The sequence below is a fragment of the Campylobacter lari subsp. lari genome (genome assembly GCF_013372185.1).
GTDB lineage: Bacteria > Campylobacterota > Campylobacteria > Campylobacterales > Campylobacteraceae > Campylobacter_D > Campylobacter_D lari.
This window is the reverse complement of record NZ_CP053830.1, coordinates 498,726-524,748: the sequence shown is the minus strand read 5'-3', so window position 1 is coordinate 524,748 and position 26,023 is coordinate 498,726. Positions and strand designations below refer to the sequence as shown.

The following is a 26,023-nucleotide window of genomic DNA, read 5'->3' as shown; positions in this document are numbered from 1 at the left end:
ATGCTTTTTGTTTTACTCGTATTGGCAATTTTGGCATTTTATTGGTATTATAAAACATGGGGTAAAGATGATCTTTTAGGCTCTTTTAAAAAAGGAGCTAAAAGCTTCTCTCAAGGTTTTAAACAAGGCTATCACGAAGAAAGAATTGATGGCTTTAAAAGAAGATTAAACTACTATGTTATAGCACTTTTAGCAAAAATAGCAAAAAGCGATGGTAGAGTTAGTGAAAATGAAGCTAACATGATTTCACAAATTCTTGATTATAATGCTAAAGATTCAAGAGAAAGAGAGTTTTTAAAGCAAAGCTTTAATGAACACAAAAACACCTTAAATGATACCTATGAAGTAGCCAAAGAACTTATTAAAGAAGTACCTTTACCTCAACAAGAAAGAATTAATATATTAAATGTTTTGGTTGCAATGGCCTTGATTGATGGCGAACTCAATAGCACTAAAAAAGATGTATTAAAAGCCATTGTCAAGGCATTTAATCTTGATGTAAATATACTTGAGAGACTTCTAAATTCTATGCAAACTCAAAAGGTGGGTATGAATTTGCAAAAAGCATGCGAGGTCTTAGGTGTAAGCGAAAATGTAAATTTACAAGAGCTTAAAAAACGCTATAGAGAACTTGCTAAAAAATATCATCCTGATATTTTAAACGCAAACAACAGTGATGAAGCAAAAATAAAAGAAGGTGTAAAAAAATTTCAAGAAGTTAATGAGTCTTATGAATTTTTAAAACAATACATAGAAAGGAAAAATCAATGAAAGCGCTAATTAGTGTCAGCGATAAAGAAGGAGTAGTAGAATTTGCTAGTGAGCTTGCAAAATTAGGTTTTGAGCTTTTATCTACTGGAGGCACTTATAAGCTTTTAAAGGAAAATAGCCTGCAAGTACAAGAAGTTAGTGATTTTACTCAAAGTCCTGAAATGTTTGAAGGGCGTGTAAAAACCTTACATCCAAAAATTCATGGTGGTATTTTGTATAAAAGAGAAGATGAAAACCACCAAAAACAAGCCAAAGAATACAATATAGAAAGTATAGACTTACTTTGTGTGAATTTATATCCTTTTAAAAAAACTACAATTTTAACCCAAGATTTTGATGAGATTGTAGAAAATATTGATATTGGTGGTCCTGCTATGATACGCAGTGGTGCAAAAAACTTTAAAAATGTCATTGTAGTTTGTGATATTTTAGATTATGATAAAATCATACAAGCTTTAAAAAATGATACTTTAGATCTTGATTTTAGAAGAGCATTGATGATCAAAGCTTATGAACACACAGCAAATTATGATGCTTATATAGCAAATTATATGAATGAGCGTTTTAATGGTGGTTTTGGTGCGAGTAAATTTATTGTTGGTCAAAAAGTATTTGATACAAGATATGGGGAAAATCCTCATCAAAAAGGTGCTTTATATGAATTTGATGATTTTTTCACACATAATTTTACAACCTTAAAAGGCGAAGCAAGCTTTAATAATCTAACCGATATTAACGCAGCTTTGAATTTAGCAAGTGCTTTTGACAAAGCTCCAGCAGTAGCCATTGTAAAACATGCAAATGCTTGTGGTTTTGCTATAAAAGAAAACTTACTCCAAAGCTATATCTATGCGCTTAAATGCGATACTTTGAGTGCTTATGGAGGAGTTGTGGCTATCAATGGAACGCTAGATAAAGAATTAGCACAAAAAATCAATGAAATTTATATAGAAGTAATCATTGCAGCAAATGTAGATGATGATGCTTTGGAAGTTTTTAAAGATAAAAAGCGTATTAAAATCTTTACACAAAAAGCGCCATTTTTAACTAGAGCTTATGATAAATATGATTTTAAACACATAGATGGTGGTTTTGTATATCAAGATAGCGATGAAGTCAAAGAAGATGAATTAAAAAATGCAGTATTAAAAAGCGAAAGAGAGGCTAATGAACAAGAATTAAAAGATCTTGAAATAGCTATGAAAATTGCTGCATTTACCAAATCAAACAATGTAGTTTATGTAAAAAATGGAGCTATGGTAGCCATTGGTATGGGTATGACAAGTCGTATTGATGCGGCTAAAGCAGCTATTAATAAGGCCAAGGAAATGGGACTTGATTTGCAAGGTTGTGTTTTAGCAAGCGAGGCTTTCTTTCCATTTAGAGACAGTATAGATGAGGCTAGCAAAATAGGTGTAAAGGCCATTATCGAACCAGGAGGAAGCATAAGAGATGAGGATATCATCCAAGCTGCTAATGAATATGGCATTGCGCTATACTTTAGTGGCATAAGACACTTTTTACATTAACACAAGGAGCTTCAAATGTTTAAAAGCATAGGTGCAAAGATATCTTTAGCAATGATTTCTACATTGCTAATTAGTTTTATTATTATGCAAATTATCTTGCAAAAAGATTCTCAGCAAACGACCGATAGAATCAGTCGTGCAAATTTAGACACCTTAAGCACTTCTGTTTTTCAAACATTAAGAATGGCGATGAATTTAGGTGATCCTGCCATTATAGAACAAGCTATAAAAGATGCTGGAGAAATTGAAGGTATAAAAGATATTAAAATTTATCCTTCAAAGAGCACAATTGAACTTTTTGAAATGCAAAAATATGCAAAAAGCGATGAAAATATCATCAATGAACAATTTAACAAGCCAGAAATTAAAGCAGTTGAGATTAATAACAATCAAGGACATTATCTAAGACTTATACGCCCATTAATCGCTAATGAAAGTTGCTTAGCTTGTCATGCTAATGCTAAAGAAGGTGATGTTTTGGGTGTTATGGATATGTATAATGACTTAAAACATATAGATGATGATTTGGCAAATTCAGCTAAAACTTACATTATAATTTTTAGTGTAGCTTTACTTTTTACTGTTTTTGCTGTGCTTTATATTTTAAAAATTGTTGTTGGCAATCCTGTTTTAGATCTTTTAAAACATGCTAAAGAATTAGCTAGCGGTGATGGAGATTTACGCGCAAGAATCAACATAAAAAGCACTGATGAGATAGGCAAAGCTTGTACCTACATCAACCAATTTATTGAAAAAATTCAAAATGCGGTGATTTCTACTAATGAAAATTCTCAAATGGTAGATAAACAATCTAAGCTTTTAAATACCAATGCGCTTGATCTAGCAAATAGAACAAAAGAAGGACATACAAAAACTGATGAATCTTATCATTTAAGTGAACAAATTCATACAGAGTTACAAGATCTTGCCGAGCTTTCAAACAATGCAAATAAAGCCAATACAAAATCTTTTGAAGTTTTAAATACTATGCTTGATTCATTAAATCAGGTAGTGGATAAAGTAAGAGTTGTTGCAGAAAATGAAGATGTTTTATCTCAAAAAGTTGAAGTTATGGAAAAACAAGCAGAAGAGATCAAAAAAGCTTCTGATATGATGGGAGAAATTGCTGATAAAACTAATCTTTTATCATTAAATGCAGGTATTGAAGCTGCTCGTGCTGGAGAATTTGGTCGTGGTTTTTCAGTTATCGCTGAAGATGTAAGAAATCTTGCTCAAAGTTCAGAAGAATTTTTAAAAAATATTGCTATTGTTACCAAGCAATTAGTGGATAGTATTAATGAAGTTTCTAAAGAACTAAAATATAATGCTAAAGAAATTAATTCTTTAAATCAAGACGCAAAAGATCTGGTAGAAGGAACCAATGAAGTAAAAGTTTGCAATGAAAATGCAAGAGACTTAGCAAATGCTTGTATGCAAAAAATCTCAAGCACACAAGAAACTTTACAGTCTTTACTTGATAAAATGCAAGAAACGGTAAAATTAAGTGATAAAAATGAAGAAATTTCAAAAATTTTACTTGATGTTGCCCATGAGTTAAATGTAGTTTGTCAAAATTTAGAAGATGAATTAAAACATTTTCATGTATAAGGAGAATAAAAATGAAAAAAATAATCGCATTAAGCATAGCAAGCTTAGCTGTTTTTAGTGGGTGTTCTGTGACAAATTTAAGTGTTGATGATTTACAAAATAAAGAATTTACCATAAGTTCTTATGAAGCAAATGGAAAAAGCTACGAGCTTCCTCAAAATACAAAAACAAGTATTAGTTTTGACAATAAAGACAAAAGGCTTTTTGGAACAGCAGGATGCAATAGATTTTTTGGAAATTATAAAGATCAAGGAAGTAGCATAAAAATAGAAGACAATCTTGCTTCAACAAAAATGCTTTGCGATCAAGAATCTATGAAATTTGAAGACAATTTCCTAAGATACTTTAATGGAGAATTTAAAATCATTAGTGATGATGAAGGAATTATTTTAGAAAATAAAAAAATGAAAGTTTATTTAAAATAAGCCTTAAGGCTTATTTTAAATGCTCTAATATATTCTCGCAAATCTTTCTAGGCTCTTTTGCTTTATAAATAGGTCTTCCAACCACGATAAAATCTGATAAATTATCCTTAGCACACTGTATATCAGCTACTCTTTTTTGATCATCTGAATTTTCTTTAAACGGACGGATACCAGGTGTTAATGTAATAAAATTTGTACTTGTATTTTCTTTTATCAGCAAGCTTTCATATACTGAGCAAACCATACCATCAAGACCGCTTTCATAACTAATTTTAGAAAAATCCTTAACAGCTTGTTTAATATCTTGTTTATATACACTAAAAAATTCTTGCTCATCAAAACTAGTTAAAGCAGATACAGCAAGCACCAAAGGTCTTTTGCTTAAAGTATTTAAGCGCTCCATAATCATACACATAGCACTTTTACCTGCACTTGCATGGATATTAAACATATTTACATCAAGCTTAGCAAGTTCTTCACAAGCATCTGCCATAGTATTTGGTATATCATAAAGCTTTAAATCTAAAAAGATTTTAAAATTATCCACTTTTTTAATCGCCTCTAAAAGCTTTACTCCATCTCTTAAATACGATCTAAGCCCTATTTTAACCCAAAGATCTAAACCTTTTAATTCTTTGGCTAAATTTATACACTCATCATAGCTTGTCACATCAAAAGCCACGCAAAGTTTCATTGCACTTCCTTGTTGATTTTATCTAGTACCCCATTGATAAATTTAGGAGCATTATCCCCTGCCATTTCTTTTGCAAGCTCTATGGCCTCATTAATAATAATCGCTTTTTGTGTAGAAGTAAATAAAATCTCATAAGCACCCAAACGCAAAATGGCCTTTTCTATACTAGCTACTCCATCTAACTTATGCTCTTTTAAGCACTCATTAATTTTCTCATCAAGCAAAGCAAGTTGCTCATTAATACCATTATACAAATCTAGAGTGAATTTTCTTTGGTCATTACGAATTTTTTTCTCATCTAAAAATTCATTGATAAAATCTTTATTTTCTTGATTTAACTGTGCTGCATAAAGCAAAGAAACAATACTTTGTCTTACTTGGTGTCTAGTAGCCATTTTAAGCCTTAATTTTTTGGATTAAATTAAGCATTTCAACCACAGTAAGCATAGCTTCAAAGCCCTTATTACCTGCTTTACTACCTGCTCTTTCTATGGCTTGCTCTAAAGTATCAGTTGTTAAAACCCCAAAGCTTACAGGCACATTAGCTCCAAGCCCCACACTTGCTATACCTTTAGTAGTTTCAGCTGCTACATAATCAAAATGTGGCGTACTTCCACGAATTACCGCTCCAACACAACAAATTCCATCAAATTTTTTACTCTCACAAGCTTGTTTTAACGCAAATGGAATTTCAAAAGCACCTGGTACTAAAATAAGACTTAAGTTCTCTTCCTTGCCCCCGTGTCTTAAAAATGCATCTTTAGCACCCTCAACCAAACGATCTGTGATAATATGATTAAATCTTGCGTTAATAATTGCAATTTTCTCATCACCTTTTAAGCTTAAATTTCCTTCTATTATCTTCATATTTTTCCTTTTTTAAATGATTTCTTGAATTTTTAAAAGCGTATCAACACAATTTTTAAGTCTTGAAATATCAAGCATATTTGGTCCATCACACAAAGCTTTGCAAGGATCAAGATGAGTTTCAAAGAAAAATCCATCCACGCCAACAGCAGCTGCAGCTCTTGCTAAAGGCTCTACAAATTCACTTTTACCTCCACTACTTCCACCATTTATTCCTGGCATTTGCACACTATGAGTAGCATCAAAAATAACAGGAGCGTATTTTCTCATGATAACCAAACTTCTCATATCAACAACCAAATTTCCATAGCCAAAACTTGAACCTCTCTCAGCTACAAAAACACCATTTTCTTTGGCTATTTCAAAACCTTCTTCGATAACGCCTCTAGTTTGTAAAATTTTAGCTACGCTGTATTTAATATCTTCAGGATTTAAAAATTGCCCTTTTTTTACATTTATTTTAGCCTTTGTTTTAGCAGCAGCCACTAATAAATCAGTTTGCCTGCATAAAAAGGCTGGAATTTGTAAAACATCTACAACCTCAGCCGCTATGCTCGCTTGAGAACTCTCATGAATATCAGTAAGTATTTGCATGCCAAATTTATCTTTCACTTTTTGTAAAATTTCCAAACCTTTTTCAAGACCTGGTCCTCTAAAGCTATTAATGCTCGTTCTATTTGCCTTATCAAAACTTGATTTAAAATAAAAATCAATTCTATCATCTTTTAAAAAGCATTCAAGCTCTTGTGCAACCTTAAAAACAAGCTCTTCATTTTCTATCACACAAGGCCCTGCTATTAGTATCATTTTTTTCATCATTTTTCCTTGTTTTTTTATTATTTTACTTTATTTTTATTATTTTCTTCAAGAGGGAAAACAAAATTTAAAATAATAGCCGTAATCCCACCTGCTGCAATCCCTGAAGAAAATAAAGTTTTAAACCACATTGGCATAAATTCTAAAATGTCAGGATTATTAGAAACTCCAAGCCCTATACCCAAACTCATAGCTATGATGATAATAGAACGACGGTTTAAATTTTCTTTAGAGATAATCCTAACTCCCGTTGCAGCTATAGTGCCAAACATTACTAAAGTTGCTCCACCTAAAATAGGCTCTGGAATTTGCAAAGTAATATCAGCCACAATAGGAAATAAACCCAAAATCATCAACATAAAAGCTACAATAAACCCTACATAACGACTTGCAACACCTGTTAGGGCTATAACGCCATTATTTTGTCCAAAACATGAGTTTGGAAAAGTATTAAAAAAGGCAGAAACAAAAGAATTAAAACCATTAGCTAAAACCCCACCTTTTAATCTTTTTGCATAAAGCTCACCTTTAACTGGCTGATTAGAAACTTCACTAGTAGCACTAATATCACCAATTGTCTCTAAAGAAGTTACCATAAAAACCAAAATCAAAGGTAAAATGAGATTATAATCAATACTCAAACCATAATGCAAAGGATCGGGTAAAAACATTAAAGGTAAATTTTCATTAAAATTAAAACTAAAATTTTCAAAAGTCATAGCCACTAAAAGTCCTATTATCATAGCTATAAACAAAGAAGAAATTCTTATATATGCATTATCAAAGCGATTTAAAACAATAATGCTAAAAATCACAACTCCAGCCAATAATAAATTTTGTAAAGAACCAAACTCACCACTTGCCTTAGCTGCAAATCCACCTCCTGCACTCACAAGACCAACATTAATCAAACTAAGACCTATAATCATCACTACTATACCTGAAACCAAAGGCGAAATCACTCTTCTAATAAAAGGTAAAATTTGAGAAATAATCATTTCAGTGGTAGAACAAAGCATTAAAGTGCCAAAAATAGCCCCAAGCATTGCTTCTTGCGATAAACCATTATTTTTTAAAACAAGCCCACCTAGTATAATAGGTGCAACAAAGTTAAAACTAGTCCCTTGAATAGATAAAAGTCCACTCCCTATAGGACCCCAAGTTTTAATCTGTAAAAGCGAAGCAACACCTGAGGCAAAAAGTGACATGCATATAATTCTAGCTGTATTAACATCATCTACTCCAAGACCCTTGCAAATTAATAAAGCAGGTGTAATCACAGCCACAAACATAGCCATCAAATGCACCAAAGCAGCAAAAAAAGCTTTAGCAAAAGGCGGTCTATCTTCTAAACCATAAATTAAATCTGTTTTATTTTCCATTTTTATTTCCTTTTGTTTGCTTACTAACCAAAATAATTCCTCCTATAATAATGCTAAAAATTCCTACAAAAACCATCAAACTAGGAAAATCATCTCCTAATAATATGCCCAAAAATAAAGTAAAAACTACATCTATATAACTAACCCCAGCAACAACTCCTGCTTTTTTTGCTACCCCATAAGCTTTGGTAACATGAATTTGATACATCGCTCCAAAAACACCCATTAAAATAATAAAAACCCAAGCTTTAAAACTAGGCATCACAAAAGGAGCAATTAAAAAATCAAGCTCTTTTATTTCATAAAAAGAACCTATAATCATAGATACTAAAGGCATTAAAGTGCCAATTAAAACAAAAGATAAAGCTATAAAAGGTGCTGGATATGATTTTCTAAGCTCTCTTACGCTAGTTAGTGCCAAGGCCGCACAAAAACCACTTAAAATTCCCAAAATGCTATTTTTTAAATCAAAACCTGAGTGCATAGTACTATCTGCAAAAGGCTGACAAATTAATAATACTCCTATAAAAGCAATCAAAATCCCAAAACAAGCTTTTAATCCTAAACTTTCTTTAAAAAATAAAAAAGCAATTAAAGCTATAAAAATCGGTGCTGTTTTTTGGAAAGCAAAAGCTCCACCTAAAGAAATATTAGAAACATTATAAAAGAAAAGATACAAAGCAATCGTTCCTATAACACCTCTAAAAATAAGCAAACCCAAACGACCGCCGCTTTTGTGAAAATTTAACTTTGAAAGCGCATAAAGCATAAAAGCTGTGCCTATGATATTTCTAAAAAACATAATTTCAATCGATGATAATTCTTCACTAAGAATTTTTACACAAGCACCTACAAGTGCAAATTCTATGGAAGCAATAATCATAAAATATATACCTAAATTTTTTTTAACTATTCTTAACATATAAATTCCATATAAAAATTCCCGTTATTTTAGTCTTTTTTGCTTAATTTTAAGGCAATTTTTATATAATCACAAATAAAAATTTAAAAATGAGTATTAATGCAAAGTATTATTTTAATAGGAAAACCAAATGTCGGTAAATCAAGTCTTTTTAATAGACTTGCAAGAAAGCGCATAGCTATCACCAGTGACATAAGTGGAACCACAAGAGATACCAATAAAATAGAAGTACAAATTGATGGCAAAAAAGCCTTGCTTATAGATAGCGGTGGACTTGATGAGAGCAATGAACTTTTTAAAAATGTCAAAGCAAATTCACTAAAAGCTGCTAAAAATAGTGATATTATCTTTTATATGGTAGATGGTAAATTTTTACCTGATGATGAAGATAAAGCTTTTTTTTATGAAATGAAAAAACTCAACAAACCCATAGCCTTAGTGATTAATAAAATAGATAATAAAAAAGATGAAGAAAGATCTTGGGAATTTTCAAATTTTGGCGTAAAAGAAGTTTTTAATATCTCTGTAACACACAATATCGGCATAGATGAGCTTTGTATGTGGGCTAGTAAGTTTTTAAATGAGAATTTTTTAGATGCAGATGAAGAAGAAGATTTTGAAAGTTATTTAGAAAATTTTGATGAAAATAGTGGAGATTTTAAATTAAAAAGCATTGATGAAAATCACATAAAAGTAGGAATTATTGGCAGGGTAAATGTAGGAAAATCAAGTCTTTTAAATGCTTTGGTTAAAGAAGAGCGTAGCGTGGTAAGCGATATAGCAGGCACTACAATTGATCCTGTAAATGAAAGTATTATGCATAAAGATAAAATCATAGAATTTGTAGATACTGCAGGCATTAGAAAGCGTGGGAAAATTCAAGGCTTGGAGCGTTATGCGCTAAATAGAACTGAATATGCCTTAACTAATGCTCAAATTGCACTTTTAGTCCTTGATGCAGCTGAAGGTTTTAACGAGCTTGATGAAAGAATTGCAGGACTTGCTGCTAAACATTGCTTGGGAGTAATTATAGTTTTAAACAAATGGGACAAAAGTGAGCTTGATTTTGATAAAACTTTAAAAGAATTAAAACTAGATCGTTTTAAATTTCTAGCTTATGCTCCAGTTATTAGCGTATCGGCTTTAAGCGGAAAAAGAGTACATGTACTTTTAGATAAAATTTTAGAAGTTTTTGCAAATTTCACTCAAAAAATTCCAACTGCAAAATTAAACGCTTTAGTAGAAGAAGCCACAAGAGCTCATCCTTTGCCGCATGATTATGGAAAATTAGTTAAAATTTATTATGCAGTTCAATATGACTTAGCACCTCCGAAAATAGCTCTAATCATGAACAGACCAAAAGCTTTGCATTTTAGCTATAAGCGCTATTTGCAAAATCAAATTAGAAAACAATTTAATTTTGAAGGTGTTCCTTTGATAATTGCTTCAAGAAAAAAAGGGAGTAAAGATGAGCAAGAAGGATAACCTCCTTTTTGTTGGCTTTATGGGTTGTGGTAAAACAACCATAGCAAGAGCTTATGCTAAAAAATGCAATAAAATATTTTTAGATACGGATAGTTTAATCAAAGAAAAATTTAATCTTGAAATTGATGAAATTTTTAAAACATATGGAGAGAAAAAATTCCGTAAAGAAGAAAAAAGACTTGTTTCTTTTTTAACTTGTGTGCAAGATTGCTCTATTGCAAGTGGTGGTGGCTTCATAGAACAAAAAAAACTAAAAGGCATAGGGATAATTATATATTTAAAAGCAAGTTTTGATTATCTTTTGCAAAGATTAAGCAAGGAAGAATTATCCACTAGGCCTTTACTTGCAAATATAAATAATGCCAAAATTCTTTTTAACCAAAGGGCAAAAAAATATGAAAAAAAAGCAGATATTATAATTAACATTGAAAACAAAAGTATTAAAGAACTTATCAAAGAGATTAAAAAAGAGGTAAAATGAGAGTTATTACAGGATTGCAACCGAGTGGAGATTTACATATAGGCAATTATTTTGGCTCAATCAAACAAATGCTAAATATGCAAGAAAAAAATCAAATGTATATGTTTATAGCAAATTACCATGCTATGACTTCAAATTTTAATGGTGAAAAACTCAGACAAAATTCACTCAAAGCTGCAGCAGCTTTTTTGAGTTTAGGGATTGATCCGCAAAAAAGCGTGTTTTGGTTGCAAAGCGATGTAAAAGAAGTGATGGAGCTTTATTGGATTCTTTCTCAATTTACTCCTATGGGGCTTTTAGAAAGAGCACATAGCTATAAAGATAAAATTGCAAAAGGATTAAATGCTAACCATGGACTTTTTTCTTATCCTGTTTTAATGGCTGCAGATATTTTGCTTTTTAATGCTCAAATGGTTCCTGTAGGTAAAGATCAAATTCAACATGTTGAAATAGCAAGAGATATAGCCTTAAAGGTAAATAATGAATGGGGTGAAATTTTTACCCTACCTCAAGCTAAAGTTAATGATGAAGTTGCGGTAGTACCTGGTACTGATGGAGCCAAAATGAGTAAATCTTATCAAAATACAATCGATATTTTTAATACACCAAAAGCTATTAAAAAACAAATTTCTTCCATTGTTACAGATAGTACAGCTTTAGAAGATCCAAAAGATTGGCAAAATTGCAATATATTTAAAATCGCAAAATTGTTTTTAGACAAAACAGAGCAAGAAGCTTTAAAAGGTCGCTATGAAAAAGGTGGCGAAGGTTATGGACATTTTAAAATGTATTTAAATGAAATCATTAATGAGTATTTTGCCTCGGCCAAGGGCGAATATGAAAAATTATTAGCCAATCCTTCTAAAATTGAGGAAATTTTAGAATTTGGAGCAAGTAAAGCAAAAAAACAAGCCCAAGAAACAATGGAAAAAATTTATGCTAAAATAGGACTATAAAAGGAGTTAAAATGTTAGATTTAAAACTTTTACAAAATAATTTCGATGAAATTGCACAAAAATTAAAAGCTAAAAAAGTGGATGAAAATTTACTCAAAGAACTGAGTGATTTATTTATAAATTTAAAAAAAGAAAAAGCACTTTTGGAAGAATTTCAAGCTTTTCAAAACAAATTTAGCAAAGAACTTGCAACAGCACAAGATAAAGAAAGCTTAAAAGCACAACTAAGTCAAAATAAAGAAAAGATTAATGCTCAATCAAAAATTGTTAATGAGTTAGAAGAAAAGCTAGGACAAATTGCTCTAGCAATACCAAATACCCCTGATGATTGTGTGCCTTTTGGGGAAGATGAGGATGAGAATGTAGAATTAAAAAAAGTTTTGACTCCGCCTAGTTTTGATTTTGAAATTAAAGAACATCATGACTTAGGAGAAAAATTAAATTGGCTTGATTTTACAAGAGGAGTTAAAATCTCACAAAGCCGCTTTTGTGTGCTTAAAAACGAAGGGGCTTTATTAAGTAGAGCCTTGGTAAATTATATGATAGATTTTAATAGAAGTAGAGGTTTTGAGTTAGTTAATGTACCATTTTTAGTAAATGGTGCGACCATGTATGGTACCGGACAACTTCCTAAATTTAAAGATGACATGTATAAGGTAGAAAATGATGATTTATACCTCATCTCAACTTCTGAAATTCCTGTAACCAATCTTTATTCTAATGAAATTTTAACTCAAGAAGAATTGCCTTTAAAAATGACTTGCTATAGTGCTTGTTTTAGACAAGAAGCAGGGAGTGCAGGAAAAGACACAAGAGGAATTATAAGACAACATCAATTTGAAAAAGTAGAGCTTGTTAGTATATGCAAACCTGATCAAAGCGAGTTAATGTTTGAAGAAATGCTAAATTGTGCAAGCGATTTGCTTAGTTCTTTAGGATTGGCTCATAGACATTTGATGCTTTGTACTGGAGATTTAGGTTTTTCAGCTGCAAAAACAGTGGATTTAGAAGTTTGGCTTCCATCGCAAAATAAATACCGTGAAATTAGCTCTGTATCTAATTGTAAAGATTTTCAAGCAAGACGTGCAAAAATTCGCTTTAAAAACGATAAAGGCAAAAACGAATTAGTGCATACACTCAATGGCTCTTCGCTAGCTGTTGGAAGAACTTTGGTGGCTATTATGGAAAACTATCAAGAAAAAGATGGAAATATAAGAATTCCTGATGTATTAAGAAAATACTTTTAAGAGAAAACATGGCCGAAGAAGTAACACTTAAAGAACAAGACAACCAAGAAAAAGCTTTCTCTGGGTTAGATGAAAATCCAGGAGTAGAAGAACAAGCTATCCCTCCTGGTATGATACCTCCTGAATTAGAGGAGGAAGAAAGCACCTTTCAAAGAGTGGAAGAAGAACCTCAAACACCGCAACCTGAAGAGAAAAAAAAGCTTTTTGATAAAAAATTTATTATTTTAATTTCTGCACTTGGAGGTCTTGCTCTAATATTGTTTGTAGTTTTAATTTTACTCATAGTTTTCAAAGAAGATAAGCAAGCTATTTTAAATACTCAAGTCTTAGATGATAATACTAGCCCAAGTATCACTAAAGTAAAACAATCAGCATTAGATCTTGTAATACAAAAAGCAAATTTATTATATGAAAAAGGCGATATAGAAAGCGCTTTAGAGCTTTACAATAACATTAACATTTTTAATCAATCCCTAGTTATAATCTTGGCGTAGCCCAAATGAAACAAAAAGATTATGCTAGTGCAATTGAAAATTTCAAGCAATCTTTAGAATTAGAAGAGCACAAGGTGGCTGCTGCCATAAACACTGCTGTATGTTATTTTAATCTTGGCAATAAAGAAAAATTTAATTACTACCTTGACTTAGCAAGAGTGCATTTGCCACAAGATTCCAAATCATCTTTGTATGATTATTATCTGGGCTTAATTAATTACTATCAGGGATTTTACCCTGAAGCCTTACAAATGTTTATGCGCTCAAATAATATCAATGGATATCAAGGTGAATCTTATTATCTTGGAGCAAAAGTTTATGCTTTATTAAAATCAGAAAAAAACGCTATTGATTTTTTACAAAAACAAGAAGATTATGAAGCAAGCTTACCCTTAGGCTTATTATATGCAAAATCAGGTGATTATCAAAAAGCTAAAGAATATCTTGAAAAAGCATCAAAGATAGGAGAACATGAAGCTAGAAGCAAGGTTGCTTTGGCCTTAGTTGAGTTAAAAACTGGTCAATTTGAAAGTGGTGCACAAATTTTAAAAGCTCTTTATATTAAAGATAAAGATATAGGTTCAAAATACTATAATATCAAAACAAGATTAAAAAGAAATTTTTCAAACATTGATATCGCTCAACAAAATTTTGCCAAGAAATTAATTACCGGAAAACAACAAATATATGATTTACTGTTTTACTTTTCACCATATCGTGTTTTTGATGTTAAACAAAGCATGGAGCTTATTACAAAGGCTGATTTGGGAAATTTTATACAAGGATATGAATACGAAAATGAATTACTTGTTAAAAGCAAGGCTTTATCAGGGGTTAATATAGAATTATCCCATGCTATTAATTTAGCTTTTAATTTTCATCTAAGAGAAGCTAATCAAGAATTTAAAAACTTAAGTGAAATTTATCATGCTCATGATGTAATTCATTATAATCTTGCCCTAACTTATGCACAATTGCAAGATTATAACAATGCTTACAAGCATTTTTCAACCGCATATCATTTAAATCCTAAAAATTATATTGCAGGAATTTTTGGCATATATTGTATGGATCTAGCAAAGAAAGATTATACAAAACTTGCTAATGAACTTTTAGAAAATCTCCAAGCAGATAATGCCATTGATCAAAACAACAATATATACAAATATTTGCTATATTTAGCTAAAAGTGACTTTACTGCTACTATTCCTTATTTAGATAATCTTTCAAATGCCAATAACACACCTTTGGAGCTTATATTTGCTATTATAGCTGCAAATGGCAACAATCTTGAAACCCTGAGAAATCAAAAAATAAAAGAATTAAAAGATTTATTAAGTGAGGATATTATTAGCAATATTTTATATTTTAACTCCAAAAATATAAACTTAAATATCAAAGAATACGCCAAACAAGCTCAAATGTATTTTTTAAATACCAAACTTGATTATAATTCTTTATTTGGCGGAGCTGGGATAGTTAAAGATAGCTATGTAACACTTATGCAAATAACAGGCTTGCTTAATCATGTTAGAAATGATATTAAAAAAAGACTAGCCATGAGTAATAAAAATTCCATTGGATTAATCTTTGCTCTAGCTTATGTAGATATATTTGCAAAAGAATACCAAGAAGCATATACACTTTATAATATTTTAATAGATGATTACAAAATTAAAGATGCTCAAACTTTATTTTTAGCTGCAGTTGCAGCAATAGGTTCAAATAATCCAAACTCAGCTATTGCTTTGCTTGAACTTGCAAGATTAGAAAATGAAGAAACCTTAGAAGCAAGGCTTGCTTTAGGACTTTTATACCATGAAGTGCAAAACCTAGAACCTGCTATGTTTCAGTATGAAAAAGTAGGCAATAACTTCGAAAGCAAATTCTTTACTTTTGATATCAAAAACTAGTATTTTCATAACGAAAATACTAGTTATATAAAAATCATATAATTTACTTACACTTATAAAAATCAGGATTATAATTTAAAAAGAAGTGGCTCCGGATGTAGGATTCGAACCTACGACCAATCGGTTAACAGCCGACTACTCTACCGCTGAGCTAATCCGGAACATCAATAAATAAGAAATGGTATTATATAAGAAAAAAATGCTCTTGTCAAGAGTTTTTCGCAATAAATTATATTTTTTTATAAAATTTCACTCCAGCTAGATTTTTTACAATAATTTTTTGCTCCTTAAGTAGCTTTTCTAATATATCTTTGCTATATTGACTAAATTTATTTTCAACATCAAATTCACTTTGAGCTCTAAGTTGCAACATTTTTAAAAGCTCTTGAGCATTAAAATCAATTTTTTCACCTTTATAATAATGTTTAGCAAGTACAACAGGGGTATTATTGATATACATACTTAATTCTTCTAATTTTTCCATAGATACACCTTTAACAGGATAAGCTGGAGGTCTGTCAATAGTGCTAAAATCTACTCTTAATGGCTTTATTTTACCAAATACTTCATTTAAAGCTAACATTTCTTCTTTATTGTCATTTAAGCCTTGTACAACTAAAACTTCCATAACAAGATCACCTAGAAATTTTTCCCCAAAAGCAATCATTTTATCAATCATTGTTTCAAGTTTTATTTGTTTTAAAGCTTTATCTATTCTATAAAATGTTTTTTCTTTAGCACTATCAAGACTAAATTTAACCACATCAATATCCAATAAAGCATTGAATGCATTTGGATTTAACACACCACTACCATTGCTTAAAATCAAAAGTTTTTTATCTTGTTTTATTTTATTTAATTCACAAACTAATTCTTTTAAATAAGGATACAGGCTAGGTTCACCATTTGCAGTTAATGTGAGAAAGTCAAATTTCACATCGCTAGCTAAAGCTTGCTTTACTTGTTCTAAGATATCTTGAATTTTTGGGTATACTAAAGATTTTTCCACGGGTTTTGCAGCTTGCAACTCACAATATACACAATCGAAATTACATTGCTTTTGATTTGGACTTAAATCAACCCCTAAAGAAAGCCCAAATCTTCTTGAGCTTATAGGGCCAAAGGTGATTTTATTCACTTTTTAGATTTCTCTTGAACTAGCTTGATAAAATATTTAGCATTTTCAACAGGAATATCAGGCAAAATACCATGTCCAAGATTAAAAATATGTGCACTATCTTGCATAATATTTAAAATTTTATCCACTCCTACTTCGATCGCCTTTTTATCATACAATCTACAAGGCTCCATATTACCCTGTAAAGTATATTTAGCACCTAGTTTTTCTTTTGCCAATTCTAAAGGCGTACTCCAATCAACACCAAAAACATCAAAATTTCCATTTATATTATCTAAGAACCCACTTACCCCTTTAGGAAATAAAATCACGGGAATATGTGGATATTTTTCTTTGATAAAATCAGCAATTTCAAGCATATATTTAAAAGAAAATTCAAAAAACATCTCTTCTTCTAAAGCACTTGCCCAACTATCAAATATCTGTATAGCATTAGCTCCTGCTTTAATTTGTTCTTGAATATAATGCTTTAAAGCTAAAGTAAGTTTAGATAAAATTTGATGTAAAAATTCAGGATTTTGATAAACTAATTTTTTACATTTTGCATAATTTTTACTACCACCACCCTCTATCATATAAGTAGCAATAGTCCAAGGACTTCCACAAAAACCAATCAAAGCTTTATCATGCGCAAGTTTTTCTCTAGTAAGCGCTAGTGCATCATAAACATAAGAAAGATTTTTAATACTTTTTTCAACATCTAATCTTTCCAAATCTTCCTTGGTTTTAATAGGATTTGAGAATACTGGCCCTTCGCCTTTTTCAAATTTTAAATCCATGCCCATTTCTAAAGGCACCACTAAAATATCTGAAAAAATAATAGCTGCATCAACACCCAAAATATCCACAGGTTGCAAAGTAACTTCACTTGCTTTTTTATAGTCCTTACAAAGTGATAAAAAATCCCCAGCACTTGCTCTAACTTCCATGTACTCAGGTAAATACCTTCCCGCTTGACGCATCATCCAAACTGGAGTATAAGGGGTTGATTTTTTAAAACACGTATCAATAAAAATCATTTTTATTCCTTATTAATGATCACTTTTATGCAAGAAATAAAGCCCCACACAAAGAGCCAAAATAGAACCTGCTAAATAAGTCATATCCAAAACTGTATTAAGTTGCATTTGTAAAATTCTTTGGAAAAAATTTACAACTAAAACCATGATAATTACTTTTGCAAGTTTATCTTTTAGCTGATCCAAACTATGCACTTCTAAAACTTTTGATTGCTTTGTTTGTTTAAAATCCTCTATTTCGCTAATAAAAAGCTCATAAATTCCAAAAGAAAAAATAAATAAAACCAAAGCCATCAAATATAAATCCACAGCTCCTATAATCAAACCAACAATATCTTCATGCAAATCTACCGTAGAATTTGGTAGCATAAAGTATTCAAATACATATTTTAAAACTTTAATCACATCATAACTTGCGATAAAAAATAAAACAAAAGCCCCTATTAAACCAAAAATTACAGGTAAAATAGTAACCAAACGACTTTTAACTAACAAATTCTCAAAAAATCTTTCTAGCATTTTTCTCCTTTTTAAACCAATTCTAGCCATTTTTGTGCAATACGCACTGCATTTGTAGCAGCTCCTACACGAATTTGATCAGCCACACACCATAAGTGTAAAATGTTTTTGTGATTAATATCACATCTAATTCTTCCTACATAAGTTTCGTTAGTATCACTTGTAAAAAGTGGCATAGGGTATTTTTTATTTTCTATATCATCAATTACAACAACACTTGGTGCTTTAGAAAGTATCTCTCTAACTTTAGCAACATCAACATCTTTTTCAAAATGCATAGTAATAGCTTCACTATGACTTCTAAGCACAGGAACTCTTACGCAAGTTGCTGAAATTTCAAGTTTTTTATGCAATATTTTTTGCGTTTCATTTACCATTTTTAATTCTTCTTTGGTGTAGCCATTGTCGCTAAAAACATCAATTTGAGGAATCAAATTTAAAGCCAAAGTATATGGAAAAGTTTTTGCTTCAAATTCATCTAATTTAAAAGCAAAAAAACTTTGCATTCCTTGAACTAGTTCTTCCATACCTTCTTTACCTGCGCCACTTGCTGCTTGATAAGTACTTACATCTACTCTTTTTAAATTAAATACATCATCAAGTGGTTTTAAAACATGCACCATTTGTATGGTAGAGCAATTTGGATTAGCAATAATCCCTGTTTTTTCCCAATCTTTAATATCTTCGCTATTACATTCAGGAACTACTAAAGGAACATTCTCATCCATTCTAAAATGACTTGTATTATCAATCACTACAGCACCACACTCTACTGCGTATTTTGCATACTCAGCACTTATGCTTCCTCCGGCACTAAAAAAAGCAATATCTACAGGATTTTCTTTAAAAACACTTGGAGTTAATTCTTTTACTTTATAGCTTTTACCTCTAAATTCTACTTCACTACCTGCGCTTTTTGCACTTGCTAATGGCAAAATACTTTCGACTGGAAAATCAAGCTCATCTAAGACATTTAAAAGTTCTTCACCAACTGCTCCTGTTGCACCTACAATAGCTATTTTTTTCATTGTCCGTCCTTTTTTAAGTAATATTGTATTTTTTCATTTTTTCGCTAAAAATTTTCTCACTCATCCCTATAAGCTTAGCTGCTTCTGTAATATCTTGTGAATTTTTTAAAGCTTCTAAAATCAACTCTTTTTCAAGATTTTTAATATCTTTACTTTTTCTACTTTCTAAAAATAAATCTTGAGCACTAATCTCATCATTTTCACTTAAAATACAAGCTCTTTGTATAATAGAAATCAATTCTCTAATATTACCTGGAAAATCATAAGCTAATAAAGCATCTTGCGCTTCTTGGCTTAAAGTTTTCTCATTAAAATCATATTCTTTACACGTATCAAGTAATACCTTTTGCGCAATTTGCAAAACTTCTTCTTGACGTTCTCTTAGCGGTGGTATATTAATAGGGATAGTATTAAGTCTATAATATAAATCTTGTCTAAATTCATTATCTGCAATCTTTTTTTCTATATGAGCATTAGTTGCGCTGATAATTCTTACATCAATCTTTATACTTTTAGTACTTCCTAATCTTGTAATTTCTTTTTCTTGCAAAGCTCTTAATAATTTTGCTTGAATTTCATAAGGCATTTCGCCTATTTCATCTAAAAACAAAGTGCCTTCATTAGCAAGTTCAAACAATCCTATTTTAGTAGTATTAGCATCAGTAAACGCGCCTTTTTCAAAACCAAAAAGCTCACTTTCTATCAAATTTGATGGAATTGCCGCCATATTAATTGCCACAAAAGGCCTTTGCGCTCTTTTTGAATTTTTATGTACAAAATTTGCAAAAACTTCTTTACCTACCCCACTTTCTCCAAAAAAAAGTACACTAGCATCTGTTTTGGCAGCTTTTAAAGCCAAATTTAAACAATTTTCCAAAGCCTTAGAAGTACCATAAAAATCTTGATTTTCTTCTTTTTTAGTAGTCTTTTTATTTGTTTTTTTAGAAGTCTTTTCTTGAATTATTTTTGCGCGTTTTATTGCAGTTACCAAAGTATTGATATCAAATGGTTTTACTAGAAAATCTTTTACTCCAAGCCTTACTGCTTCTATAGCGCGATTTAGCGTTGCATTGCCTGTGATAATGATAAAATCATATTTATTCTCACAAGCTTGTACAAATTCAATACCATCCATACCCGGCATATTAATATCTGTAATAATCAAATCCACATCATCATTTAGTTTTTTTAGCGCTTCAGTTGCTGATTTATAGGATTTTATAGTAAATTCTTCGTATTCACCCAAAGCTATTTCGAGTGATTTTCTCATATTTATATCATCTTCAACTATAACTAAATTCATCTCAAACCTTAAGCTAAAATACCTTTTTTAGGACCACTTTTACCATGACATTCTTTATATTTTTTACCACTACCACAAGGGCAAGGTGAATTTCTAGGTACTTTAGTAATTTGTGCTTCACCGTTTTCATTAACACCACTTTCTGTAGTATTTGATAAAAACTGCTCATTTTGTTCATGGTTTTTTTCTTCAAAATTTTGTGCTTGCTGTTGAGTAAAAACTACATTAAATAACAATTTTAAACTGTCAAATTTAATGCGCTCAACAAGCTCCATGAAAAGATTATAACTTTCCTTTTTATATTCCACTAAAGGATCTTTTTGATTATAACTTCTTAAACCTATACCAGTTTTTAAAATATCCATTTGGTATAAATGCTCTCTCCATAGATTATCTAAAATTTGAAGATATAAAATTCTTTCAATTCTTCTAGCTTCCTTATCTTCAATAATACTCATTTTGTCTTTATAAGCTTTTTCTAAAATTTCACTTAATTTATTTTCTACTTCAATTACACCCAAATCTTTAAAATCAACTTCGTTTAGTTCAAGGTTGCACTCATAACTCACTTTTTGTTTTAAACTTTCAAAATGTTTAACATCATCTTCAAGTTCTGCATTTAGATAAATTTGGCTTACCAAATAATTGCTATATTCAGCAATATTTTTTAAAATTTTATCTTGCAAATCAAATTCTTCATCTAGTAATTCATTTCTATAATTATAGATGGTCTTTCTTTGTTCATTAGCCACATCATCATATTCAAGCAAATGTTTTCTACTTTCAAAATGTAAACTTTCGACTTTTTTTTGAGCATTTTCTACAGCTCTTGTAACAATGCGACTTTCTATATGCTCACCCTCTTCTATACCTAACCTTTCCATGATATTTTTAATGCGATCACCACCAAAAATTCTCAAAAGATTATCCTCTAAACTTAAATAAAATCTACTTACACCAGGATCACCTTGACGCCCTGCACGACCACGAAGTTGATTGTCTATTCTTCTACTTTCATGGCGTTCAGTTCCTATAATATAAAGACCACCTAAAGCCTTTACTTCATCATCTATTTTTATATCAACGCCACGTCCTGCCATATTAGTAGCTATAGTTACTGCACCTTTTTTACCGGCATCTTGGATAATCAAAGCTTCTTGCTCGTGATTTTTAGCGTTAAGTACATGATGAGGAATGCGTTCTTTTACAAGCATATTGTGAAATACTTCACTTCTTTCAATACTTGCAGTCCCTACTAAAACTGGTTGACCTTTTGCATTTGCTTTTTTTATTTCTTCAATAACTGCTTTAAATTTTTCTTCCTGCGTTTTATAAATCAAATCATCTTTATCTATTCTTGCAACTGGTATATTTGTAGGTATAGAAACTACATCAAGATTATAAATTTGAGAAAATTCTGTTGCCTCAGTTTGTGCAGTACCTGTCATACCGGCTAATTTTTTATACATTCTAAAATAATTTTGAAAAGTAATATCTGCTAAAGTTTGACTTTCTTCTTGAATTTTTACATTTTCTTTTGCTTCTAATGCTTGATGAAGTCCATCACTAAAACGCCTTCCTTCGCTTAATCTTCCTGTAAATTCATCAACAATTACAACTTCTTTATCTCTTAATACATAATGCACATCTTTTTCAAATAAATTATGTGCTTTTAATGCTTGATCTAGTTGATGAGCTAAAATAGCATTATCTAAACTATATAAATTTTCCACTCCAAATAATTTTTCAGCTTTAGAAATTCCAGCCTCTGTAATCATGATAGTTCTATTTTTCTCATCAACAACAAAATCTCCACTTGGCAATTCTTGAGGAGTAGGTGCTGCTTGACCTTTTTGCATTTGTTTTGCTACTTCATTTGCTTTAATATAACCATCTAAAGTTCTATTTGTTGGCCCGCTTATTATAAGTGGAGTTCTTGCTTCATCTATTAAAATACTATCTACTTCATCAACTATAACAAAATTATGCTCTCTTTGTACTTTTTCAAGCTTTGAAAATTTCATATTATCACGCAAATAATCAAAACCAAATTCATTATTTGTACCATAAGTTATATCACATTCATATGCTTTTTTATGGGCTTCATCGCTGTTTTGCTCTGAAAGTATCACCCCAACACTAAAACCTAAAAAATTATAAATAGCACTCATTTGCTCTGCATCTCTTTTAGCCAAATAATCATTTACAGTAACTACATGCACACCTTTACCACTCATAGCATTTAGCACAACAGGCAAAGTTGCTACCAAGGTTTTACCTTCCCCGGTTTTCATTTCAGCGATTTTTCCCTCATGTAAAACCATACCACCAATTAATTGCACATCAAAATGACGCATATTAAGCGTTCTTTTTCCTACTTCTCTAACTATTGCAAAAACATCATTTAATATTTGGTCTAAAGTTTTTTCTTCTTTTTGAATTTGTGTTTTAAAATCTATAAATTTTTGTTTTAATTCATCATCACTTAAATTTTGGTATTTTGACTCTAAAGCATTTATTTGTGCAACTCTCTTTAAATATTTTTTTACTTCTCGATCGTTTTTGGTGCCAAATATTGCTTTAAATACACTAGAAAACATTTTTTTACCTTTAATTACAAAAATATATGCTAAATTATACCTTGATTTTAATTAGAACTATATAAAATTTTATTTGCATAAATTTTATATAATTTGCAAAATTTTTAAAGGGTAGCTATGAAATATTTTGTATTTTTAATGATATTTACTTGTGATATTTTTGCTTTTGATATAAATTTTAAAAATTTTAGCAGTGATTTTGAACAAAAAGTGCAAAGCAATAATTCTTCGCTAAATTATAAAGGAAATTTTATCATTACTCAAAATAAAGCCTTTTGGAATTATACTAAGCCAAATAAAAAGCAAATTTATATCAATAACAAAGAAGTTGTTATCATAGAACCTGAATTAGAACAAGCCATTTACACTCAATTGCAAAATTTACCAAATCTCCAAGCAATTTTTAAAAACGCAAAGTTAATATCTCACGAAAACTATGAAGCAAAATACGAAAATATCACATATAATATCAAACTAAAAAATAGTAGTCTTAATAGTATTTCTTATAAAGATGAATTGGGAAATTTAGTCAGTATTTATTTTCACAATCAAAAATTTGATCAAAATATTAACGAAAATATTTTTATACCAAAAATCCCAAGTCATTTTGATATAATCCAATAATCAAAATGGTATCTCTTTAAACAAATCTTGTTCTTTGTTTAGTGCCAACATTTGCATTTGAGTATTTTCCATAGTTTTTAAAATCATATCCATAGCCTCTTTACTTGTATTAACATCTTGATTAAAACTTATATTGCTATCTTTAATACTATTTGTTTGAGTAGCATTTATATCTTTTGGTTGAGTATTATTTTGATCTGAAGTTTTAATAACTTTAAGAATATTTTGAATTTCTTCTTGCTTAGCAGTTTCTTTTGAATCTTCGTCTTTTTTTTCTAAATCTTTTACAAAACGCTTCAGTTCTTCTATATCAAATTGAGCCACTGAATTAACTTTTAAAATATAAATGTTTTTTATTTGAGTTTTGTATTTTTTATTGCTAAATTTAAGCAAAGTTTCTTTGAAGTTGTTTTTACCCACTTCTGTAAATAAATCCTCATAAAAATAACTAGATACAATAGTATTTAATGCATCTATAATTTTCTTTTGTTCTAAATTTTCTCCCTCAAAATCTAAAGTCATTTCAATCTTTTTTAAAGTATTATTTCCAGCTTTTGAATACAAATCCGTTCTAAAATCTTCTATACTCAAAGAGTTAGCATAAATACTACAAAAAGAAAAAAATAAAATTACCACCCATCTCATAATCACTCCTTATCTTCTTCTAAATTTATAAACTTTTCTTGCAGATAAAATCGCTTTACTTCTTTATCAAATTTTAAAATTTTTAAAAAATAATCTTCAAAAGGTATTTTATAATTATATATGATTTTTAAATTACTTGGATTAATGGCTCTTGATAAACATACATACAATTGTCCTTTTTCAAAAATTCCATCAATATCACATATTAATTTATCTATGCTCATACCTTGAGATTTATGGATTGTTATAGCATAAGCTAGTTTTATAGGAAATTGAGCAAATTTAGCTTTTATCTTAACTTCTAGTTTTTCATCTTTGTCTAACTCATACTCTTCTAAGGTGTATTCATATGGTTTTAATTTCAATCTTTCACCATTATTTTTTTCTATCAGAATATATTCTTGCTCTTTATCTTTTATGAAATCTAAAACAACACCTTGCTCACCATTATAATAATTTTCTTCTTTATTATTCACACAAAAAATAATCTTAGCGCCTATTTTTAGCTTTAATTCTTCTAAAGAATTTAATCCGCTAATCCACTGTTTAAGACTTTTATCATCTAATGCATAATCAAGTTTTTCTACTTTTGCCTTAAATACTCTTTCTTCACCATGCAAAAGATTTAGTTTTTCTGTGTTAATAAAATTAGTCTTTTTATTGGTAGCACATAATAAAGTATACTCATCCATATACTCAAGTAAATTTTTTGAACTAATTAACATTTTTTTAAAGAAATTCAATATTTCTTTATTTGCTTCACCCATTCTAAGAAAAAACAAATATTCGTAAAATTGTTTATCTAAAGTTCTTTTTGTAATACTAAGTTTTAAATTAATAAATTTAAGATCATTCCAAGCTTGCGAAGAAAAAGCATATAAAGTATTTTGAAATAAAGTACTTTGAATTTGATTTTCTTTATGCTTAAGCACGGGTGGAAGTTGAAAAAAATCTCCAACTAATAAAATTTTACCATTAAAACCACTTCTTGATAATCTATAATAAATCATTTCCATCAACGAAGCACTTACCATAGAGATTTCATCTATAACCAACAAATCACATTGTTTTAAAACCCTCTTTAATTTTTCTAATTTATCTTTTTGTTTTCTATCCTCATAATATAATTCATCATAGTTTTGACATCTTTTAAAAGCAAAAAAACTATGTAAAGTTACTCCACCTATATTAAAAGCACTAAGTGCAGTAGAACCTAATACAATAACACTTTTTCCTTGCTCTTTAAAAGCCTTTATAACATCCATAGTTAAAAATGACTTACCAACCCCTGCGCTACCACTTAAAAAAACATTATTATCTCTTAAAAAATTTTCCAATCTACTTAATACCATCTTGACATTATATTACAATCTAGTAAAGCCCATATAAAAATCTTTTACAAACAAATACATATTTTACTAATTAATACCTTACTCAACATTCTTTTTATTTCTAAAATAATATAAAATACATACAACTAACCCAAAAAATCCACAAACCAAAAACATAAGCAATAAAAAATAAAAAACCAAATTTATCAAATTTGTTATAAACATT

Annotated in this window: 25 protein-coding genes and 1 tRNA gene; 11 read left to right on the top strand and 15 right to left on the bottom strand. The window is 30.0% G+C overall.

Annotated elements, in window-relative coordinates:
• Genes CLLT_RS02755 through CLLT_RS02740 form a run of 4 tightly spaced genes read left to right on the top strand, consistent with a single transcriptional unit; the run spans nt 1 to nt 4,333 of the window.
• The gene (locus CLLT_RS02755) at nt 1–771 is read left to right on the top strand and encodes a TerB family tellurite resistance protein (protein ID WP_012661263.1); all 771 of its coding nucleotides are present in this window, start codon (nt 1–3) and stop codon (nt 769–771) included.
• Entirely contained in the window at nt 768–2,300 is a 1,533-nt protein-coding gene (gene purH / locus CLLT_RS02750; protein WP_074692728.1) for a bifunctional phosphoribosylaminoimidazolecarboxamide formyltransferase/IMP cyclohydrolase, read from the top strand. The genes CLLT_RS02755 and purH overlap by 4 nt, the downstream gene beginning before the upstream one ends.
• Nucleotides 2,301–2,315: 15 nt before the next feature.
• On the top strand, nt 2,316–3,908 hold the full coding sequence (locus tag CLLT_RS02745) for a methyl-accepting chemotaxis protein (RefSeq protein ID WP_074692726.1): 1,593 nt from the start codon (nt 2,316–2,318) through the stop codon (nt 3,906–3,908).
• Nucleotides 3,909–3,919: 11 nt separating this feature from the next.
• The gene (locus CLLT_RS02740; protein WP_074692725.1) at nt 3,920–4,333 is read left to right on the top strand and encodes an META domain-containing protein; all 414 of its coding nucleotides are present in this window, start codon (nt 3,920–3,922) and stop codon (nt 4,331–4,333) included.
• A gap of 10 nt (nt 4,334–4,343) precedes the next feature.
• Here CLLT_RS02740 and pyrF read toward each other — a convergent pair whose 3' ends face one another.
• The 6 genes from pyrF to CLLT_RS02710 are packed head-to-tail and all read right to left on the bottom strand — an operon-like array spanning nt 4,344 to nt 9,014.
• Complete coding sequence (pyrF, locus tag CLLT_RS02735) at nt 4,344–5,027, bottom strand: orotidine-5'-phosphate decarboxylase (RefSeq protein ID WP_074692723.1); 684 nt, start codon at nt 5,025–5,027, stop codon at nt 4,344–4,346.
• Nucleotides 5,024–5,422, bottom strand: a complete 399-nt coding sequence (gene nusB / locus CLLT_RS02730) for a transcription antitermination factor NusB (RefSeq protein ID WP_012661258.1) — start codon at nt 5,420–5,422, stop codon at nt 5,024–5,026. The genes pyrF and nusB overlap by 4 nt, the downstream gene beginning before the upstream one ends.
• 1 nt (nt 5,423) lies before the next feature.
• Entirely contained in the window at nt 5,424–5,894 is a 471-nt protein-coding gene (gene ribH, locus CLLT_RS02725) for a 6,7-dimethyl-8-ribityllumazine synthase (RefSeq protein WP_012661257.1), read from the bottom strand.
• A 12-nt stretch (nt 5,895–5,906) separates the two neighbouring features.
• Nucleotides 5,907–6,710 carry a 3-deoxy-8-phosphooctulonate synthase gene (gene kdsA / locus CLLT_RS02720; protein WP_041570271.1) on the bottom strand — a complete coding sequence of 268 codons (804 nt, stop codon included), beginning with the start codon at nt 6,708–6,710 and terminating at the stop codon, nt 5,907–5,909.
• A 20-nt stretch (nt 6,711–6,730) separates the two neighbouring features.
• Entirely contained in the window at nt 6,731–8,092 is a 1,362-nt protein-coding gene (locus CLLT_RS02715; RefSeq protein WP_074692722.1) for a uracil-xanthine permease family protein, read from the bottom strand.
• On the bottom strand, nt 8,082–9,014 hold the full coding sequence (locus tag CLLT_RS02710) for a DMT family transporter (protein WP_074692720.1): 933 nt from the start codon (nt 9,012–9,014) through the stop codon (nt 8,082–8,084). Before CLLT_RS02710 ends, CLLT_RS02715 begins: the two co-directional genes overlap by 11 nt.
• Nucleotides 9,015–9,113: 99 nt before the next feature.
• Between CLLT_RS02710 and der the strand changes: the two genes are divergently transcribed.
• From der to CLLT_RS02680, 6 genes are read left to right on the top strand one after another with little or no spacing between them, the layout of a single operon-like run.
• Nucleotides 9,114–10,499, top strand: a complete 1,386-nt coding sequence (gene der, locus CLLT_RS02705) for a ribosome biogenesis GTPase Der (RefSeq protein ID WP_074692719.1) — start codon at nt 9,114–9,116, stop codon at nt 10,497–10,499.
• The gene (locus tag CLLT_RS02700; protein ID WP_012661252.1) at nt 10,483–10,980 is read left to right on the top strand and encodes a shikimate kinase; all 498 of its coding nucleotides are present in this window, start codon (nt 10,483–10,485) and stop codon (nt 10,978–10,980) included. Before der ends, CLLT_RS02700 begins: the two co-directional genes overlap by 17 nt.
• Nucleotides 10,977–11,936: a tryptophan--tRNA ligase gene (trpS, locus tag CLLT_RS02695; RefSeq protein WP_012661251.1), complete on the top strand. Its 960-nt coding sequence runs from the start codon at nt 10,977–10,979 to the stop codon at nt 11,934–11,936. The genes CLLT_RS02700 and trpS overlap by 4 nt, the downstream gene beginning before the upstream one ends.
• 11 nt (nt 11,937–11,947) lie before the next feature.
• Nucleotides 11,948–13,183, top strand: coding sequence for a serine--tRNA ligase (gene serS / locus CLLT_RS02690; protein WP_012661250.1), 1,236 nt, complete (start codon nt 11,948–11,950; stop codon nt 13,181–13,183).
• Nucleotides 13,184–13,191: 8 nt separating this feature from the next.
• Entirely contained in the window at nt 13,192–13,677 is a 486-nt protein-coding gene (locus CLLT_RS02685; protein ID WP_176316452.1) for a hypothetical protein, read from the top strand.
• A 5-nt stretch (nt 13,678–13,682) separates the two neighbouring features.
• Complete coding sequence (locus CLLT_RS02680) at nt 13,683–15,590, top strand: tetratricopeptide repeat protein (RefSeq protein ID WP_176316451.1); 1,908 nt, start codon at nt 13,683–13,685, stop codon at nt 15,588–15,590.
• 86 nt (nt 15,591–15,676) lie between these two features.
• On the opposite strand, the gene CLLT_RS02675 is transcribed toward CLLT_RS02680, so the two are convergent.
• From CLLT_RS02675 to secA, 7 genes are all read right to left on the bottom strand, one after another.
• Nucleotides 15,677–15,751, bottom strand: a tRNA-Asn gene (locus tag CLLT_RS02675).
• Between the two features lie 68 nt (nt 15,752–15,819).
• Nucleotides 15,820–16,728, bottom strand: coding sequence for a radical SAM protein (locus CLLT_RS02670; RefSeq protein WP_012661248.1), 909 nt, complete (start codon nt 16,726–16,728; stop codon nt 15,820–15,822).
• Complete coding sequence (gene hemE, locus CLLT_RS02665) at nt 16,725–17,747, bottom strand: uroporphyrinogen decarboxylase (RefSeq protein ID WP_074692717.1); 1,023 nt, start codon at nt 17,745–17,747, stop codon at nt 16,725–16,727. The genes CLLT_RS02670 and hemE overlap by 4 nt, the downstream gene beginning before the upstream one ends.
• A 12-nt stretch (nt 17,748–17,759) precedes the next feature.
• Nucleotides 17,760–18,266 carry a YqhA family protein gene (locus CLLT_RS02660; RefSeq protein WP_012661246.1) on the bottom strand — a complete coding sequence of 169 codons (507 nt, stop codon included), beginning with the start codon at nt 18,264–18,266 and terminating at the stop codon, nt 17,760–17,762.
• A gap of 11 nt (nt 18,267–18,277) precedes the next feature.
• Nucleotides 18,278–19,294 carry an aspartate-semialdehyde dehydrogenase gene (locus tag CLLT_RS02655; RefSeq protein WP_074692716.1) on the bottom strand — a complete coding sequence of 339 codons (1,017 nt, stop codon included), beginning with the start codon at nt 19,292–19,294 and terminating at the stop codon, nt 18,278–18,280.
• A gap of 13 nt (nt 19,295–19,307) precedes the next feature.
• Complete coding sequence (locus tag CLLT_RS02650; protein WP_074692714.1) at nt 19,308–20,597, bottom strand: sigma-54-dependent transcriptional regulator; 1,290 nt, start codon at nt 20,595–20,597, stop codon at nt 19,308–19,310.
• An 8-nt stretch (nt 20,598–20,605) separates the two neighbouring features.
• Nucleotides 20,606–23,197 (bottom strand): preprotein translocase subunit SecA, encoded by a 2,592-nt coding sequence (secA, locus tag CLLT_RS02645; RefSeq protein WP_074692713.1) that lies wholly within the window; start codon nt 23,195–23,197, stop codon nt 20,606–20,608.
• 117 nt (nt 23,198–23,314) lie between these two features.
• Here secA and lolA point away from each other — a divergent pair, with 117 nt between their 5' ends.
• A complete protein-coding gene (lolA, locus tag CLLT_RS02640) occupies nt 23,315–23,821 on the top strand; it encodes a LolA-like outer membrane lipoprotein chaperone (RefSeq protein WP_074692711.1) in 507 nt (168 codons plus the stop codon).
• Here the strand turns inward: lolA and CLLT_RS02635 are convergent, their stop codons facing one another.
• Together CLLT_RS02635 and CLLT_RS02630 are read right to left on the bottom strand one after the other, a co-directional pair.
• On the bottom strand, nt 23,822–24,466 hold the full coding sequence (locus CLLT_RS02635) for a flagellar basal body-associated FliL family protein (RefSeq protein ID WP_074692710.1): 645 nt from the start codon (nt 24,464–24,466) through the stop codon (nt 23,822–23,824).
• A 2-nt stretch (nt 24,467–24,468) separates the two neighbouring features.
• Nucleotides 24,469–25,818, bottom strand: coding sequence for an ATP-dependent DNA helicase (locus CLLT_RS02630; protein ID WP_074692708.1), 1,350 nt, complete (start codon nt 25,816–25,818; stop codon nt 24,469–24,471).
• Nucleotides 25,819–26,023: the final 205 nt, after the last annotated feature.

What these genes read in the sequence shown, in the direction of transcription:
- CLLT_RS02755 (WP_012661263.1), top strand. Translation starts at nt 1, where the DNA reads ATGCTTTTTGTTTTACTCGTATTGGCAATTTTGGCATTTTATTGGTAT.
- purH (WP_074692728.1), top strand. Translation starts at nt 768, where the DNA reads ATGAAAGCGCTAATTAGTGTCAGCGATAAAGAAGGAGTAGTAGAATTT.
- CLLT_RS02745 (WP_074692726.1), top strand. Translation starts at nt 2,316, where the DNA reads ATGTTTAAAAGCATAGGTGCAAAGATATCTTTAGCAATGATTTCTACA.
- CLLT_RS02740 (WP_074692725.1), top strand. Translation starts at nt 3,920, where the DNA reads ATGAAAAAAATAATCGCATTAAGCATAGCAAGCTTAGCTGTTTTTAGT.
- pyrF (WP_074692723.1), bottom strand. Translation starts at nt 5,027, where the DNA reads ATGAAACTTTGCGTGGCTTTTGATGTGACAAGCTATGATGAGTGTATA.
- nusB (WP_012661258.1), bottom strand. Translation starts at nt 5,422, where the DNA reads ATGGCTACTAGACACCAAGTAAGACAAAGTATTGTTTCTTTGCTTTAT.
- ribH (WP_012661257.1), bottom strand. Translation starts at nt 5,894, where the DNA reads ATGAAGATAATAGAAGGAAATTTAAGCTTAAAAGGTGATGAGAAAATT.
- kdsA (WP_041570271.1), bottom strand. Translation starts at nt 6,710, where the DNA reads ATGAAAAAAATGATACTAATAGCAGGGCCTTGTGTGATAGAAAATGAA.
- CLLT_RS02715 (WP_074692722.1), bottom strand. Translation starts at nt 8,092, where the DNA reads ATGGAAAATAAAACAGATTTAATTTATGGTTTAGAAGATAGACCGCCT.
- CLLT_RS02710 (WP_074692720.1), bottom strand. Translation starts at nt 9,014, where the DNA reads ATGTTAAGAATAGTTAAAAAAAATTTAGGTATATATTTTATGATTATT.
- der (WP_074692719.1), top strand. Translation starts at nt 9,114, where the DNA reads ATGCAAAGTATTATTTTAATAGGAAAACCAAATGTCGGTAAATCAAGT.
- CLLT_RS02700 (WP_012661252.1), top strand. Translation starts at nt 10,483, where the DNA reads ATGAGCAAGAAGGATAACCTCCTTTTTGTTGGCTTTATGGGTTGTGGT.
- trpS (WP_012661251.1), top strand. Translation starts at nt 10,977, where the DNA reads ATGAGAGTTATTACAGGATTGCAACCGAGTGGAGATTTACATATAGGC.
- serS (WP_012661250.1), top strand. Translation starts at nt 11,948, where the DNA reads ATGTTAGATTTAAAACTTTTACAAAATAATTTCGATGAAATTGCACAA.
- CLLT_RS02685 (WP_176316452.1), top strand. Translation starts at nt 13,192, where the DNA reads ATGGCCGAAGAAGTAACACTTAAAGAACAAGACAACCAAGAAAAAGCT.
- CLLT_RS02680 (WP_176316451.1), top strand. Translation starts at nt 13,683, where the DNA reads ATGAAACAAAAAGATTATGCTAGTGCAATTGAAAATTTCAAGCAATCT.
- hemE (WP_074692717.1), bottom strand. Translation starts at nt 17,747, where the DNA reads ATGATTTTTATTGATACGTGTTTTAAAAAATCAACCCCTTATACTCCA.
- CLLT_RS02660 (WP_012661246.1), bottom strand. Translation starts at nt 18,266, where the DNA reads ATGCTAGAAAGATTTTTTGAGAATTTGTTAGTTAAAAGTCGTTTGGTT.
- CLLT_RS02655 (WP_074692716.1), bottom strand. Translation starts at nt 19,294, where the DNA reads ATGAAAAAAATAGCTATTGTAGGTGCAACAGGAGCAGTTGGTGAAGAA.
- CLLT_RS02650 (WP_074692714.1), bottom strand. Translation starts at nt 20,597, where the DNA reads ATGAATTTAGTTATAGTTGAAGATGATATAAATATGAGAAAATCACTC.
- secA (WP_074692713.1), bottom strand. Translation starts at nt 23,197, where the DNA reads ATGTTTTCTAGTGTATTTAAAGCAATATTTGGCACCAAAAACGATCGA.
- lolA (WP_074692711.1), top strand. Translation starts at nt 23,315, where the DNA reads ATGAAATATTTTGTATTTTTAATGATATTTACTTGTGATATTTTTGCT.
- CLLT_RS02635 (WP_074692710.1), bottom strand. Translation starts at nt 24,466, where the DNA reads ATGAGATGGGTGGTAATTTTATTTTTTTCTTTTTGTAGTATTTATGCT.
- CLLT_RS02630 (WP_074692708.1), bottom strand. Translation starts at nt 25,818, where the DNA reads ATGGTATTAAGTAGATTGGAAAATTTTTTAAGAGATAATAATGTTTTT.